Origin of the sequence: Paenibacillus farraposensis, assembly GCF_020736845.1 — a bacterium.
Classification (GTDB): Bacteria; Bacillota; Bacilli; order Paenibacillales; family Paenibacillaceae; genus Paenibacillus; species Paenibacillus farraposensis.
The window spans coordinates 243,078-258,946 of the sequence record NZ_JAFFQR010000015.1 but is presented as its reverse complement, the minus strand read 5'-3'; the positions used below and the strand labels follow the sequence as shown (position 1 = coordinate 258,946).

Here is a 15,869-nt window from a genome sequence, read left to right as displayed (position 1 = left end):
AATTTCACCAACCTTTTTCCGAATCGGTTTGATGCATAAGGGTAGCCCGTACATCCGAAATGAGATACAGCGTACCGGACACCACCCCCAGATCTTCCGCTTCCGTATGTGACTGCAGCAGGGCAAGAGCCTTTTTCCAGTCACCTTCTACAATAATTTCCAAATCCGTTTTGGCATAAGACGGCCGCAGCTTCTCCACGAGATGAGCCAATTCAGCGGCATCCATTTTGCGACGAAAAACAGGCTCGGTCAGGATAAGCGTATCCACTAGTGGCAGTATATGCTGCAAGTATGCTTCATGATGCTTGTTTGACAGCATCCCCATCATTAAAACCAGTTTTCTGTATGAATAAAGCTGGGGAAGACTCTTGGCAAGCGTCTGTGCCCCTTCTGGATTATGAGCCCCATCAATGACAATTCTCGGCGAGGTGCTGACCTGTTCGAGACGTCCGGCCCAGGCAGCCTGTTTAAAGCCCTCCAGCAGTTCGTCATCCTCCAACACAAAGGCCATATACTGACGAAGGACCTCAAGTGCCATCATAGCTCCTGCCGCATTGGCACATTGATGCTCACCTAATAGCGTGATGCCGATTTCCATACTCCGGAAGGGACCAGCGAATGAGAACGTCTGGCCTGTTTCGTCCCCGTTCAGCCGTTCATACGTAAACTGTTCACCTGCCAGATACAAGGCAGATCCCCTTCTTACAGCCATTTCCCGTATAACCCTCATTGCCTCAGGCTGGGAAACGCAGCTTACGACAGGAACACCCGGCTTGATGATTCCAGCCTTTTCTCCTGCAATCTGCTCAAGCGTATCTCCCAGGATATCTGTATGGTCATAGCCTACATTCGTAATAATCGAGACGATAGGATTCACGATATTAGTTACATCCATCCTTCCCCCGAGACCTGTCTCCCATACCACAACATCCGGAAAAGACACTGTCGCATAGTATAGAATAGCCAGCGCTGTCGATACCTCAAACATCGTAGGTGATCCTAATTCACCGGCTGCTATTTCTTTTACCAATGGGTACAAGCGGTTCGCAAGCAAAACCAGCGTCTCATCTGGAATATCGACCCCGTTGAATTGAAACCGATTCGTAAATCGTGTGATGTACGGAGACGTAAAGGTCCCGACATCATAACCGCATTTCATCAGGACAGAGGTCAAAAAGGCACAGGTTGACCCCTTGCCGTTGGTCCCGGCAACATGTACAAATTTCAAATGCCGTTGCGGCTCACCCAGCATGCTCATTAGTTGTTCGATCCGTTCCAGCCCCGGTCTGATTCCAAACGGAATTAATCCGTTAATCCATTCCACTGCTTCATCATAGCTCTGTAAAGGGGCAGCTTCGCTCCCCCTGCTTGTGTCTGACATTCTCTTCACCTTCAGGTCATTTTATAGTGAGTGAAATTATCCCTTGAGTTCTTCAATACGTGCGATAACTTTGGCGCGCTTTTCTGAGTAATCGGCTTGTTTCGCCTTCTCTTCCTCGATGACTTTGGCAGGTGCCTTAGCCACGAAACCTTGATTGGAAAGTTTTTTCTCCACGCGCTCCACTTCACTGTTCAAATGCTGAAGCTCTTTTTCCAGTCTGCTAATTTCCTGGGCAATATCAAGCAATCCGGCCAATGGCAGGTATAGTTCTGCACCGCTGACTACAGATGTCATGGCTTTATCTGGAGCAGAGAATTCCAATCCCGCGTCGAATTCGGACGTATTACAGAATCGGCGTACATATTCCGCATTGCGGTTAATGATATCGAGAACGGCTTGCTCGCCGGGTTTTATGAGCAATTCAACCTTTTTACTCATCGGCACGTTGACCTCAGCGCGGATATTGCGCACAGCGCGAATTATGTTGATCAGTAAATCCATTTCAGCTACCGCATCCTTATCCTCAAAGGCCGGATCATACATAGGCCATGCCGCCAATGTAATTGTTTCGCCTTTATGCGGAAGATGCTGCCATATTTCCTCGGAGATAAACGGCATGAACGGATGAATCATGCGCAGTGTCCGATCCAGTACATATGCCAGTACAGACTGTGTTTTCTTTTTCGCTTCTGCGTTGTCACCATACAAGGAAAGCTTCGCAAACTCAATGTACCAGTCGCACAAATCATCCCAAATAAAGTTATACAGAAGGCGGCCTGTCTCGCCAAATTCATAAGCATCTATTAGACGCGTAATATCTCGTGAAGTTTCGTTCAGACGATGGAGAATCCAACGATCAGCAGTGCTCAGGTCACCGGTAATGTCGATATCCGCTGCGGTAACACCTTCCAGATTCATCAGCGCAAAGCGGGACGCATTCCAGATTTTATTGGCAAAGTTACGGGCTTGCTCTACCCGTTCCCAACGGAAACGAAGGTCTTGTCCCGGCGTACTGCTGGTCGAAATCATATACCGCATGGCGTCTGTACCATATTTGTCGATTACATCGAGCGGGTCCACACCATTGCCGAGGGATTTGGACATTTTTCTACCGTCCGCATCACGCACCAGGCCGTGCATCAGCACGTCTTTGAACGGGATCTCTTCTGTAAACTCCAGTGCGGTAAAAATCATCCGCGACACCCAGAAATAAATAATATCATAGCCTGTAACCAAAACATTGGTCGGATAGTAGCGTTTGAGGTCCTCGGTCTGCTCAGGCCAGCCCAGTGTCGAAAACGGCCACAAACCGGAGCTGAACCATGTATCCAGCACATCCTCATCCTGTTTCAGCTTTCTGCCGGCGTATTCTGGCAGGTTTGTAGGGTCCTCCACCGAAACAATAATTTCTCCGGTTTCTTCGTCATACCAGGCCGGAATACGATGTCCCCACCACAGCTGACGGGAAATACACCAGTCACGCACATTTTCAATCCAGTGCAGATACGTACGCTCAAAGCGGTCGGGCACAAAATTCACACCGTTGCCAGCTTTTTGCGCTTCAATCGCCTTGGCCGCCAAAGGCTTCATCTCTACAAACCATTGTGTAGACAGATAAGGTTCTACAACTACACCTGTACGTTCACTGTGGCCTACCTGATGCACATGCTCTTCAATGCGAACGAGTACGCCCTGTTCCTTCAAATCAGCCACGATTTGCTTGCGGCAATCACTGCGATCAAGGCCCTGATATTTGCCTGCCTCGGCATTCATCGTTCCCGTTTCGTCCATGACCGTAATTTGCGGAAGCTGGTGACGTTGTCCCATTTCAAAATCGTTCGGATCATGAGCCGGTGTAATTTTAACCGCGCCGCTACCGAAATCTTTATCCACATAATCGTCGGCAATAATCGGAATTTCCCGCCCAATAATCGGAAGCACAAGTGTTTTGCCGATCATTTGCTTGTACCGCTCATCCTCCGGATGCACAGCAACAGCTGTATCGCCCAACATGGTTTCAGGACGGGTAGTGGCTACAGTAATAAACCCGCTGCCGTCTTTAAGTGGATATTGGAGATGATACAGATTTCCGTTCACCTCTTTGTATTCCACCTCAATGTCCGACAATGCCGTACGTGCAGCAGGGTCCCAGTTGATAATGCGTTTACCACGATAGATCAAGCCTTTTTTGTACAGTTTTACGAATACTTCACGTACCGCTTTGGACAGTCCTTCATCCAGCGTAAAGCGTTCACGGGAATAGTCGAGAGAAAAACCCATTTTCTCCCATTGATTATGGATGTTATCCAGATAAAGTTCCTTCCATTCCCATACCTTCTCCAAAAACTTCTCACGGCCCAGGTCATAACGTGTCAGACCTTCTTCACGCAGTTTCTGCTCTACCTTGGTTTGCGTAGCAATCCCTGCATGGTCTGCCCCCGGCAGCCACAGGGCGTCGTATCCCTGCATCCGCTTGGCACGGATAATAATATCCTGCAGGGTAAAGTCAAGAGCATGTCCAATGTGCAGCATCCCCGTTACATTTGGTGGTGGAATAACGATTGTAAAAGGCTCTGCTTCCGGATGCTGCCCGGCGCGGAAATAACCTTTCTCCATCCACGTTTTATACCATTTTTGCTCTGCTGATTTCGGATCGTATGTTGTTGGCATTTCCAAGGTTGTCTTGTTGTCTTGTTCTGACATATCAGGATACCTCCATGATTTTTCAATTGGCAAAATAAAAAAGCCCTCCATCCTCAAAGGACGAAAGGCTGTTCTTTCGCGGTACCACCTTTGTTTCACCCCTCGTGTATGTATCCACTGATCCATTACACATTGGTGTGACACTTTATGCAGATAACGGTTGCGGACCGGCCTTATTCTACCGTGAACCTCGTACCTTCCGTCGGAATGCAAATGAGGAACCGTTCAAACAGGCGACTCCCGGGTGACTTCGGCCAGTAGCTTCCTGCGGAACCTCACAGCGCTGCAATTCCACTCTCTGAAGGGCTTGCTGCCTACTCTTCCCGATCTCAGTCTTTTAATAGCTATACCACATCATACATTTCCCAGTGACTGTAGTCAACACCCATTTCTCATTGACTATAGTCAGCACCCGCTGTGTATTTTTTCAGCGACTGGATCAAGGGATATACAATACCTGCCCTTCTTCCACATGATGCTCTGCCAGTCTGTTATACAATTGAAGCTCCCGTGAACTGAGCTGATAGCGATCAGCTATCGTTTCCAGTGTATCCTCACGTTGCACAATACATAAGCGGACCTTGCGGAAAGGCGTTTCATCCTGCGTATGGAAAAAAAGGTTTTTCCACTTGGTATTCTCTCGCTCTTCCTCAGTTTTCTGAACCTCATCCTCGGGCTGCTGCTCCAACTGCTGCTGATATTCCGCTTCCTTCACCGAACGGCTGGATTGGAGCAGTGAGGAGTAGACAACCGGGTCCGGCTCGTCTGCTCCTTCGTCCTTTTTGCTGCTAAGGGCCACGCGCATCTCCGGCTTCTCTTCATGAAAAGTGTCATGGGCTGTATACTGCACCTGTTCTGACGCTTCAGGTCTAAAATCATCGGCCTGGCTCGCTTCCCATTGCGGTTCCTGACAGGCCTCCGGTTCCGCGGAAAGATGGGAGGCAGCCTGCAAGGGATTATGAACCGCATCAGCAGATACAGAAGATACCTTCGGCTCACGTCCTGTCGATGCTTTCTCTTGCTGAAATCCCCATACTTCCGGTGCAGCATGCTCGTGCTTTTTTTCAGAAGGGCTGTTTTCACCCGCTTTACCCGTCCAGGGATCATCCAGTCGATCTGGATCTATTGCTGGCTCGTATGCTTGCTGTGCTGATAACAATTTCTGCTCCGTATGGTCCTGTGACGGCTGTTCCCGGGAAGCAAACTCCTGTTGTACAGGCACTTGGTAGGAAGTTTCAGACTCCGTAATGTGATCAGGCTCAGATTCTGCGGCAGAGTCGACCTCTTCCTGTCGATACTCTCCAGCTGTAGATGGGGATGGAATTGAAGGCTCAGGGGCATGCACCACGGTGAACTCTTCATCCAGCCAAACGGCTGTCTCCTCGGCATGCGAGCTTTCCACTCCGTGCAGTGAAAGAACGCCAGTAATGTTCAGACTGCGCAAAGAGAGCAGGTCCACATCAAAATTTTCAATCTCAACAGAAATATCTTCCAATCGTCCTACCCGGTTCAGTGGAATGGTAATTTCCACAGGAATCAAATGATGAAGCTCGCTCTTCACCTCTTCAGGTGTGCGGTACACGCCCTCCAGCAGCAAATGCCCTCGCAAAGCGGCATGGTCGCCGTGGGTTACAACCTGAATGCGAGGCAGAAGCTCAATTTCCTCCAGCTCAGCAATTCCGGCCGCTTCCTCCGTCAAATGGATGCGTTCATAAATATCAAAACGCAAGCCTTGCGGCTGATCATTCTGTTGTTTATTCAAGGATGGCATCCTCCTTTGGGCAGCCTCCGCACATCCTCTGACTCCTGTCAGGCGCACGGAAACTCCATATTGCAAACCGTTTCTAGGTTCAAGTATATGCGCCAAAATAGAAGGCATGCCATCTTTTATAGCTGTTTGTGCAGCTTTTGCAAATCATCTGGCCAAGCATCCTCCACCGTAATGGTCTCGCCGCTTAACGGGTGACGGAAGGTCAGACGCTCTCCGTGCAGAGCCTGCCTCCCAAAATCGGCAGCACGCCCCCCGTATAATACGTCTCCAAGCAGCGGGTAGCCAGCATGACTAAGATGAACGCGAATCTGATGCGTCCGGCCAGTGTCCAATGTCAGGTATACAAGGCTGATCGCACTTGGACCGCTCCCCCATACCTCACCAAGTTCCACATGGGTAACTGCCTTTTGCCCGGTCTTAGATACACGGCGACGCTGCTTGTGATGCCTGTCCTTGCCAATCGGCCAATCTAATGTCCGCAGCGATGAAGGCACTTTTCCCCGTACCAAAGCTACATAACGACGGCCAATGTTCTTGGCACGCATTTGCTCGTCCAGTTTGAGCAATGCGAATTCATTTTTGGCATACAGCACCGGGCCTGTCGTATCCACATCCAAACGATGTACATGCCGTACTGCTGCATGAATGCCGTGGATCTCATAATAGGAGGCGACCGCATGATCCAGCGTCAGCGGGCCATCCTTTACACCGCCGTCTGGATGTACTGCCATGCCTGCCGGTTTATGTACGACCAGGCAAAAATCATCCTCATACAGTACCTTCAAATCATGCCAACGAGGTGTAACGCCAAGGTCCATGACAGGAAAAAGGGCCAGCCGCAGCCGGTCCCCTGTCCATTCAATCCTTTTTTCGTGCCGCAGCTTGCGCCACAGCTTGTCTGATAGTCCCAAACAGTTCAGCAACCAGTGATCGACAGCATCATCGGTGCGCTTTTCACCAGCTTCCAGTTCCCGTCCCGGTGTGACTTCCAGCCACGGTCCCCTTCTCTTCCAGCTACCTTGCCAGCTCATAGACGTTTGAGCGCACGATAGTTCGCTTCAATGGTAGCGTCAATGTCTTCAACCGTATGCACGCCCGATACGAACATGCCCTCAAATTGAGATGGGGCCACGCTGACTCCCTCATTCACCATTTCGGTAAAATAACGGCGGAAGTGATCCTGATTACTCGTCTTGGCCATATCAAAATTGACGACCTTCTCTTCAGTGAAAAATGGACACACCATCGAACCTACACGGTTGATCGAGATCGGTATGCCCAGCTCACGCGCGTTACGTTCGAATCCGGCCTGAAGCCGTGCCGCCCGTTCTTCCAGCCGATCATATACTTCTGGCGTCAGCAGCTTAAGTGTGGAATAGCCTGCAGCCATAGCCAATGGATTTCCGCTCAGCGTACCCGCTTGATAAATAGGCCCGGATGGGGCGATTTGCTCCAAAATGTCGCGACGTCCGCCGTAAGCACCTACCGGCAGTCCGCCCCCAATGACTTTGCCCAGACACGTAAGATCCGGTGTCACACCAAAGCGTCCTTGGGCAGAGTGAAGCCCCACCCGGAATCCGGTCATCACTTCATCAAAAATCAGCAGACTTCCATATTGCCGGGTTACTTCACGCAACCCTTCCAAAAATCCGGGCTGTGGGGGTACGACTCCCATATTGCCTGCTACCGGCTCGACAATAATTGCGGCAATTTCTTCGCCAAATTTTTCAAAAGCCAGCTTGACCGAAGCCAAATCGTTATAGGGGACGGTGATTGTATGTGTGGCCACAACCTCAGGCACACCCGGGCTGTCGGGCAGACCTAGTGTCGCAACACCAGAGCCCGCTTTAATCAGCAAGCTGTCCGCATGACCGTGATAGGAGCCTTCAAATTTAAGAATTTTGCTGCGTTTCGTAAATCCGCGTGCAAGTCGGATCGCACTCATGGTCGCTTCGGTTCCCGAGCTGACCATACGAACAAGATCCATGGAAGGAACACGTTCACATACGAGCTTGGCCATTTCCGTCTCCGCCAGCGTTGGTGCACCGAAGCTGGTTCCTTTTACAACCGCAACCTGTAAAGCTTTAACCACTTCAGGATGTGCATGGCCCATAATCAGCGGTCCCCATGAACATACATAGTCAATATAAGATTGACCATCGATATCATATACACGTGATCCTTCTCCACGGTCAATATATACTGGCGTTATGCCTACGGATTTAAAAGCTCGAACCGGGCTGTTAACGCCACCCGGAATATATTGTTTTGCCTCATCAAAAGCTGCTTTAGAGCGAGTATCCTTGCGCAATGTTCGCTGATCGCCGTTCATTTTGATCACTCCTGTCTTCTAAAAGGTACAATTATTGCTTCAACCATCTGGCCGCATCCTTGGCGGAATAGGTAATGATCATATCCGCACCCGCACGCTTCATACTTGTCAAAATCTCCAGCACCGTCGCTTTTTCATCAATCCAGCCCTGGAGAGCTGCCGCTTTGACCATCGCATATTCACCGCTGACATTGTAAGCGACCATAGGCAGATCAAACTGATCCTTAATAGTGCGCATCACGTCCAGGTAAGAAAGGGAGGGCTTCACCATCAGCATGTCTGCTCCCTCTAACACATCGGATTCTGCCTCTCGCAACGCTTCACGTGCATTGGCCGGGTCCATCTGATAGGATTTGCGGTCACCAAACTGCGGCGCAGAATCTGCCGCTTCCCGGAAAGGACCGTAAAATGCAGACGCATATTTGACGGAATACGACATAATTGGAATGTGTGAGAAGCCTTCCTGATCCAATCCTTGGCGAATGGCCTGTACAAAACCGTCCATCATATTGGATGGAGCGATAATATCCGCACCTGCTTTAGCCTGGGAAACCGCCGTGCGCACCAGCACTTCCAGGGATTCATCATTTAATACTTCGCCGCATATATCACCATTATGCTCATGCATATGTACCATACCGCAATGTCCATGATCCGTAAATTCACACAAACAAGTGTCGGCTACAACCAGCAGCTCGGGATAGCGGGACTTGATCAGCCGCGTAGCTTCCTGAACAATACCATCGTCCGCAAAAGCCGAAGTTCCCAAACTGTCTTTGGTTTCCGGTATGCCAAACAAGAGCACGGCGGGAATGCCCAGCTCACTAATTTCTTTCAGTTCCTCCTCCAGCTGATCAAGAGAAAAACGGTATACGCCAGGCATGGAGCTGATTTCCCGCTTTACCCCAGTGCCAAATGTTACGTAAATCGGCTGGATAAAATCAGCCGGATTCAATACAGTCTCACGCACCATGCTGCGAATTGCAGCCGACTGGCGCAAACGACGATGTCTCGTAAAAGGAACACCCATAATTGCAAACCTCCATTTTTATACATTCATTTGGCAAACAGCTTATCGTGTCACAATAGTACTTGATTGTTTCCAGTCACATAGGGCTTGGACCAGGCTTTCAATGGTTGCCTTCTCCGACATCAAGCTGACGTTCAAACCGGCCTGGGTAGCTGTCTGACCGGTTAAAGGGCCTATTACACAAATCGCAACTCCCTCCAGCAGCGACACCGGGTCATCAACCCCCATTTCCCTCAGCGCTTCCATAAAAAAGGTGACAGTTGAGGAACTGGTAAAGGTAATGGCATGGATGGCGCGTTCCTCTAGCAGCTTGAGCAGCTCATCATCCTGTGTGTTTGCCGCCAGCACAGTTCGATAGAGATCAGCCTCGGTCACCTCAAGCCCCATCTCTTTCAGCTTTTCCGGCAGCCAGGACCGGGCCAGATCACCTCTGGGGAGGAATGCATTCTGCCCTGCATTTAAATCCTGCTCAAACGCTTCGAGCAAGCCCTCTGCCTGAAACGGCCCTTCGATCTGCTCCGCCACCAGTCCGTGTGCACGAAGTGCGGCAGCTGTAGCCGGTCCGACTGCGGCAATCCGCGCTTTAGACAACGACCGCACGTCCTTGCCCTGTTCCTTCAAATGGGTAAAGAAATATTCCACACCGTTAACACTGGTAAAAAACACCCAGTCATATTCCGGCAGCCTGGCAAATGCTTCTTTAATTTGCTGCTTCGTCGGCTCGTCCGAAGGAATCACCGTCTGGATGACAGGAAACTCGTACGGCTCGCCGCCAAGTTCCTCAATCCGGTGAACCAGGCTGCTGGCCTGCGCGCGTGCGCGTGTGACCAAAATCCGCTTGCCGAACAAAGGCATATCCTCGGCCCATTTTAGCTGTTCACGCTGATTGACCACTTCACCGACCACGATGACAGCGGGAGGCTGAAAATTTGCAGCCTTCACCTTGGCCTCAATATCCGCCAGTGTACCCACCAGCGTATCCTGCTCGGCACGGGTTCCCCAACGAACCAAAGCAACAGGTGTATCGGGCGACTTGCCGTGCTTTATCAGCTGCTCACTGATATAGCCGATCTTTGCCACACCCATCATAAAGATCAGTGTGCCCGTTGCGTTCGTTACTTTATCCCAATGAATACTTTTGTCGAGTTTATCCGGACTTTCATGCCCCGTAATGATAGACAGCGATGAGGCCATATCCCGGTGTGTAACCGGAATACCTGCATAAGCAGGAACACTGATTGCTGAGGTGATGCCGGGTATGATTTCATAAGAAATACCGTGTTTACGCAGCAGTCCGGCTTCTTCGCCGACCCGCCCAAAGATAGTGGGATCTCCCCCTTTGAGCCGGACAACCGTTTTTCCTTCCAGGGCAAGATCCACCAGCAGCTGATTAATATCCTCCTGCTTCATGGTGTGACGATCCGGCAGCTTGCCGACATATATTTTTTGGGCACCTGGCTTCATCAGCGCCAACAGACGCGGGCTTGCCAATCGGTCATATACAATGACATCCCCCAGTTGAATACATTCCCACCCTTTGACCGTAATTAATCTCGCGTCTCCGGGTCCTGCGCCAACTAAATATACCTTTCCTGCCATATCCTCAACCCCTTACCTGCGCCAAAATCTGTTCTGCTCCTTTGGCAATCAAACTGGCTGCTACCGCTTCTCCCAGCTTCTGAGGATCAGTCCCCTGGAGCGTTTCCTTCAAAACAACCTCACCATCCGGCGAGCCTACCATGCCCGTGAGACGGATTTCCTGGCCAGCCCAGACTGCATGTGCCCCAATCGGAACTTGGCATCCCCCGTTCAGTACGCCAAGGAAGGTTCGTTCGGCCATAACCGTAGCCGAAGTATCCCGGTCATTGTAAAGACGCAACAATGTCAGCAACTCTTCATCGTCAGCGCGGCATTCAATACCAAGCGCTCCCTGCCCAACTGCTGGCAAGCAAGCTTCTTCCGGTATATAGGACGTAATTCGCTTTTTCCAGCCCATCCGGTGCAAGCCCGCCGCTGCCAAAATAATGGCATCAAAGCCTTCCGTCTCCAGCTTTTTCAGACGGGAATCAATATTTCCGCGTACAGGCTCCAATTGCAAATCAGGGCGCATGGCCTTGATTTGACTGGCTCGGCGCAGGCTGCTCGTGCCTACTTTTGCCCCTTGAGGCAAATCCTCCAAGTTCTTTGCGCCAAGTGAAACGAGGCAATCCCGCGGGTCCTCCCGGCGTGGTACAGCGCCATTGACAAGACCCTCTGGCAATTCGGACGGCATATCCTTCATACTATGCACTGCCATATCAATCTCACCTGCCAGCATGGCCTGTTCAATTTCTTTGACAAAAAGGCCTTTTCCGCCTACCTTGGACAAGGTTACATCCAATATTCGATCGCCCTTGGTCAGTATTTTTTTGACGACAAACTGCAAATCCAATCCATGCTCCGCGCACAGCGCCTTCAAATCCTCAATGACATGCCCGGTCTGAGTTAGCGCAAGCGCGCTCTGTCTGCTGCCTACCACAATTGTTCGCATGTTATTCCTCCTGATTTTGCGCAATCCATTGGTCTATCTCTTTTTCAGTCCAAGCGGTAAATTCATGACGCCGTATTTGATCCAAAATACCGCTGCTTGCCAGTCGCCTCAGCAGCTTGGCTCTTTGCTGCGGTGAATTGACAGTACGTTTGATCACCTGCCGCATATCGTACATAAAATCCAGATACGTCTCATATTCACTCCCGAATAATGTATCCAAGGCTGAAGTAATATCCGCGGTCACAGCCGGGCCTGCTCCTGTGGTGGAGACACTGATCGTCAGCCTCCCTCGCCGAATGATGCCTGGCGTTATAAAATCAGCGTCTTCCGGCCGATCGGCTACATTTACCAGTATACCTCTTTGTCTGGCCTCATGGGCAACTGCATTATTCACTTCTCTCTGGTTCGTCGCCGCATATACAAGAAAGGCTCCCTGAAGGTCGCCCTCGCGATATACGCGATTTACCCAGTGGAGCTGCTTGTGATCGGCCAGAACCTGTAAATCCGGCGTTATATTCGGGCTGATAACGGTAATGCATGCCCCGCTTCCTATCAGCCCCTTTACCTTGCGTTCTGCTATTTTACCGCCGCCTACAACGCAACAGTTCTTATGGTTACAATTCAACGAAATCGGGACAAAATGCTGCAAACGGTCATTCACTCTCCCGTCCACTGGTGAAATACTGACCAGGAATTCAGCAAAAAGTTAAGAATCAAGAGTGCGTAGCCCACTAATGCCCACTTGGCCATTACAAGACCTGAACGCTGATTCCATCTTTTGCTCATTAAAAATACAATATACACACATAAGGCTATCGCTGTCACCAGCACTTTGGTATCCAGCAAAAGACGCCAGCGCTGCTCGGCAATAATAGATATGACTGCAACGACAATGGAAACTCCAAGTAATGGAGTACCGATCAGCAGCGCCTTATGCGTATACCGATCCATCATTTCGAGACTCGGCAAACGCCTGATCGTGTCGTTCCATTTCTTGATTTTCAATTTACGATGCAAGAACAGATACAGCCCCGAAAACACAGCTGCTACTGTCATCGCTACAAAGCCGAGATTAGCCAGCGCAATATGAATCAGGAGCAGCCCATGCACAGTATGCCAATTAGCGAGCGGGTCGTCCGTCGGCTGCATCCATAATTTATTGAGTACAAGCGCCGCGAAGCTAATAATATTAAGCAGCAATACCGCAAATTCAGCATGCTGATAACGTGATAAAATCAAAGAAATCAGCACTAAAATAAACGAGAACAGAAATAAAAAATCATAGGTCACGAAAATGGGCAGGTGCCCCTCATTCCAGGTTCTGATTCCCATATATACGAGCTGGAGCAACAGAACGACAACAAGAAGCCCTGTACCTGTCCGTTTGGCATTCACATTGCGTCGAATCCCATCCGAGAATACAAACAGAAGGCTCAGGGCAAAAACATAAATCATAGAATCATATATAAGCATGTCTAAAGCCACGTCTGTTCACCCGCCTTTACAGGCCGGCCGGCGCTAACGACGCTGGCGAAGCTTGGGACTGACCGGCTTTTTCGTGAACACCGACCTCCGGTCTCATTAACGCGGATGCATCGCTTTTATCTACTCTCTGGGCGGCGTCTTCCAAACGATCCTCCAGAGCAAAAATGTGGCTAAACATCTCTAATGCCTCATTTCCCTGCTTTTGGACAGCCAGCTCCTTCACCCGATTGATCGGATCATGCATCATCTGGTTCAGCATACTCTTCGTCAATCGGCTAATCACTTTGCGCTGCCGTTCATCCAGCTCTGGAAGCTTGTTGAACAAGCTTTCCAATGTATCCTGGTGTACGGACTCCGCTTTTTCCTGTAAAGCACGAATCACCGGACGCACTCCCATCGTTTTCAACCATTGATAGAACTCGCCAAGCTCGCCTTCGATCATATGCTCGATTTTGGCAGCCTCGGTACGACGCATCTCCAGATTGCTCTCTACGATACCTTCCAAATCATCAATATCGTATAGAAAAACGTTGTGTAATTCCCCAATAGCCGGGTCCAAATCCCGTGGAACCGCGATATCAATCATAAACAAAGGACGGGACTGGCGTCGTTTCATGCTGGCTTCTACCTGGTTTCGATCCAAAATATATCCTTGGGCGCCTGTCGAGCTGATGACAATGTCCACATCCGCTAAACGATTGATGCCTTCCTCCATCGTGACCGGCGTTCCGCGAAACTTGGAGGCCAGGTCTTCCGCGCGGGACAAGGTCCGGTTTGCCACAATAACCTCAGCTGCACCACCGCTGTACAAATGCTTCACGGTAAGCTCGCTCATTTTGCCTGCACCGAGAATCAGCACCTTCTTATCGGTAAATAGGCCGAAAATTCGCTTGCCCAGCTCCACGGCCGCATAGCTGACAGATACGGCGCTTTCTCCAATGGACGTCTCCGAATGGGCACGCTTGCCCAATGTGATGGCTTGCTTGAACAACATATTAAACCAAGTGGCCGTTATTTTTTGCGATTGGGCCTGAAGAAAAGCATTCTTCACCTGTCCCAAAATTTGAGTTTCCCCAATGACCATCGAATCCAGACCACAAGTCACCCGAAACAAATGCCGGATTGCCTGCTCGTCCTCATATATATATAAATGCTGTGTAAATTGATCCCGCGGAATGCCGAACCATTGCTCCATAAAACTGCGTATAAAATAACCGCACATGTGAAGGCGGTCTACCACAACATATATCTCAGTTCGATTGCAGGTTGCGACAATGACGCCCTCCAACACACTTTTGGTAAGTTTGAGTTGCTCCAGCGCTTTCGGCAAATCTTGTTCTGCAAACGTAAAACGCTCTCTGACTTCCACAGGCGCCGTACGATAATTCAACCCAACAACGACGATGTGCATTGTAAAATTCACCTGCCTAAACTGTAATAAGAGTAACCTGTCATCATAAACTATGTTAATTATATCACAGAAATCCGAGTCTCCTTGGGCTGCTTTATGAATTGTTTATGAAAATTGGATAGATTTCAAAGACGGTCACGCTCTGTATGACTCATTTAGTGTAGACTACTTTTAAAACAAATAACCATGGAAAATTCCATGGTTACGATATAGGACATGCAAATGGCTCTAATAAGAGACACATTACACTAACTCGATACGCCTACTCTCCGGTGATTCTACCTAAAGCTCTCCCAAACCACAAATCAGCTTCTTTGTATTTCAACGAGATTAAAAATAACATCTATACAGAGCAAATGCAATCATTTTTTTGGCATAAAAAAGCCCCTTCCAGTAATAAAAGGACTGCTCTGCATAACGATTCATTCCAGTATGTCCAATCCGATCAGGCTTCCAATGCAAACAACCTGGAGCAGCTCATCCGAAGCTGCTGGTCAATCTGTTCCAGCTCGGAGAACGTTTGAGCCAGATTTCACTGATCCAGCAACGAATTGATGATTATAGCACATTACGAAAAAGGACGCCCTCAAAGGGCGCCCTGCACTTACACTTCAGCCTGGCCTTCGTTCTCATTCCCTATATAGCTAGAAATGACAGACCACAGTTCTTCCTTGCCCATGCCTTCTTCGGATGAAAAGGGGATAAACAATGCACCGGGAAGTATTCCGAGTTCCTGCTTAATTACCTTATAATGTTTTTCACGCCGTGTTTTCGGGATTTTATCTGCTTTGGTACCTACAACGCATACCGGAAGTCCGTGATGACGCAGCCAATCATACATCATAATGTCATCCTTGGACGGAGGATGGCGCAAATCAACCATTTGAAGCACCAGTTTGAGCTGCTCCCGTTCCAGCAAATAAGACTCAATCATCTGCCCCCAAGCTTGGCGGGACGTTTTGGATACTTTAGCGTAACCGTAACCGGGAAAATCGACAAAATAGAGATCATCATTAATCCGGTAGTAATTGAGCTGTTGTGTTTTCCCGGGCGTAGAACTGGTACGCGCTAAATTTTTACGGTTTATCATCCGGTTGATCAGCGAAGACTTTCCCACATTGGAACGCCCTGCCAGAGCTATCTCTGGCAAAGCGTCCACAGGAAACTGCTTTGGGCCGACCGCACTAATAATAAATTCTGCTTTTGTTACTTTCATTGTGTTCTTA

General features: G+C 49.5%; 12 protein-coding genes and 1 other annotated feature. All 12 genes read right to left on the bottom strand.

Annotation, left to right across the window (positions count from 1 at the left end):
• Positions 1-4: 4 nt before the first annotated feature.
• The 12 genes from JO375_RS04165 to yihA all read right to left on the bottom strand — a co-directional run bounded on the left by JO375_RS04165 (position 5) and on the right by yihA (position 15,859).
• Complete coding sequence (locus JO375_RS04165; protein ID WP_229523267.1) at positions 5-1,381, bottom strand: bifunctional folylpolyglutamate synthase/dihydrofolate synthase; 1,377 nt, start codon at positions 1,379-1,381, stop codon at positions 5-7.
• Positions 1,382-1,417: 36 nt separating this feature from the next.
• Positions 1,418-4,084: a valine--tRNA ligase gene (locus tag JO375_RS04160; protein WP_229523266.1), complete on the bottom strand. Its 2,667-nt coding sequence runs from the start codon at positions 4,082-4,084 to the stop codon at positions 1,418-1,420.
• Between the two features lie 53 nt (positions 4,085-4,137).
• Positions 4,138-4,424, bottom strand: a binding site (T-box leader).
• Positions 4,425-4,523: 99 nt separating this feature from the next.
• Positions 4,524-5,846 (bottom strand): LysM peptidoglycan-binding domain-containing protein, encoded by a 1,323-nt coding sequence (locus tag JO375_RS04155; protein ID WP_322098691.1) that lies wholly within the window; start codon positions 5,844-5,846, stop codon positions 4,524-4,526.
• Between the two features lie 125 nt (positions 5,847-5,971).
• The gene (locus JO375_RS04150) at positions 5,972-6,886 is read right to left on the bottom strand and encodes an RluA family pseudouridine synthase (protein WP_229523264.1); all 915 of its coding nucleotides are present in this window, start codon (positions 6,884-6,886) and stop codon (positions 5,972-5,974) included.
• Positions 6,883-8,187 (bottom strand): glutamate-1-semialdehyde 2,1-aminomutase, encoded by a 1,305-nt coding sequence (gene hemL, locus JO375_RS04145; RefSeq protein WP_229523263.1) that lies wholly within the window; start codon positions 8,185-8,187, stop codon positions 6,883-6,885. Before hemL ends, JO375_RS04150 begins: the two co-directional genes overlap by 4 nt.
• A 31-nt stretch (positions 8,188-8,218) precedes the next feature.
• Complete coding sequence (gene hemB, locus JO375_RS04140) at positions 8,219-9,217, bottom strand: porphobilinogen synthase (RefSeq protein ID WP_229523262.1); 999 nt, start codon at positions 9,215-9,217, stop codon at positions 8,219-8,221.
• Positions 9,218-9,259: 42 nt separating this feature from the next.
• Positions 9,260-10,816, bottom strand: a complete 1,557-nt coding sequence (gene cobA, locus JO375_RS04135) for a uroporphyrinogen-III C-methyltransferase (RefSeq protein WP_229523261.1) — start codon at positions 10,814-10,816, stop codon at positions 9,260-9,262.
• A gap of 4 nt (positions 10,817-10,820) precedes the next feature.
• Complete coding sequence (gene hemC / locus JO375_RS04130) at positions 10,821-11,747, bottom strand: hydroxymethylbilane synthase (protein WP_229523260.1); 927 nt, start codon at positions 11,745-11,747, stop codon at positions 10,821-10,823.
• 1 nt (position 11,748) lies between these two features.
• Positions 11,749-12,396, bottom strand: a complete 648-nt coding sequence (locus tag JO375_RS04125; RefSeq protein WP_322098694.1) for a precorrin-2 dehydrogenase/sirohydrochlorin ferrochelatase family protein — start codon at positions 12,394-12,396, stop codon at positions 11,749-11,751.
• An 8-nt stretch (positions 12,397-12,404) separates the two neighbouring features.
• Positions 12,405-13,232 carry a cytochrome c biogenesis protein CcsA gene (ccsA, locus tag JO375_RS04120; RefSeq protein WP_229523258.1) on the bottom strand — a complete coding sequence of 276 codons (828 nt, stop codon included), beginning with the start codon at positions 13,230-13,232 and terminating at the stop codon, positions 12,405-12,407.
• 16 nt (positions 13,233-13,248) lie between these two features.
• Positions 13,249-14,643 carry a glutamyl-tRNA reductase gene (gene hemA / locus JO375_RS04115; RefSeq protein WP_229523257.1) on the bottom strand — a complete coding sequence of 465 codons (1,395 nt, stop codon included), beginning with the start codon at positions 14,641-14,643 and terminating at the stop codon, positions 13,249-13,251.
• A gap of 604 nt (positions 14,644-15,247) precedes the next feature.
• The gene (gene yihA / locus JO375_RS04110) at positions 15,248-15,859 is read right to left on the bottom strand and encodes a ribosome biogenesis GTP-binding protein YihA/YsxC (RefSeq protein ID WP_229523256.1); all 612 of its coding nucleotides are present in this window, start codon (positions 15,857-15,859) and stop codon (positions 15,248-15,250) included.
• Between the last annotated feature and the right edge of the window lie 10 nt (positions 15,860-15,869).

Bases quoted from the DNA above. Each gene is read 5' to 3' on its own strand.
- JO375_RS04165 (WP_229523267.1), bottom strand. From the start codon at position 1,381: ATGTCAGACACAAGCAGGGGGAGCGAAGCTGCCCCTTTACAGAGCTAT.
- JO375_RS04160 (WP_229523266.1), bottom strand. From the start codon at position 4,084: ATGTCAGAACAAGACAACAAGACAACCTTGGAAATGCCAACAACATAC.
- JO375_RS04150 (WP_229523264.1), bottom strand. From the start codon at position 6,886: ATGAGCTGGCAAGGTAGCTGGAAGAGAAGGGGACCGTGGCTGGAAGTC.
- hemL (WP_229523263.1), bottom strand. From the start codon at position 8,187: ATGAACGGCGATCAGCGAACATTGCGCAAGGATACTCGCTCTAAAGCA.
- hemB (WP_229523262.1), bottom strand. From the start codon at position 9,217: ATGGGTGTTCCTTTTACGAGACATCGTCGTTTGCGCCAGTCGGCTGCA.
- cobA (WP_229523261.1), bottom strand. From the start codon at position 10,816: ATGGCAGGAAAGGTATATTTAGTTGGCGCAGGACCCGGAGACGCGAGA.
- hemC (WP_229523260.1), bottom strand. From the start codon at position 11,747: ATGCGAACAATTGTGGTAGGCAGCAGACAGAGCGCGCTTGCGCTAACT.
- hemA (WP_229523257.1), bottom strand. From the start codon at position 14,643: ATGCACATCGTCGTTGTTGGGTTGAATTATCGTACGGCGCCTGTGGAA.
- yihA (WP_229523256.1), bottom strand. From the start codon at position 15,859: ATGAAAGTAACAAAAGCAGAATTTATTATTAGTGCGGTCGGCCCAAAG.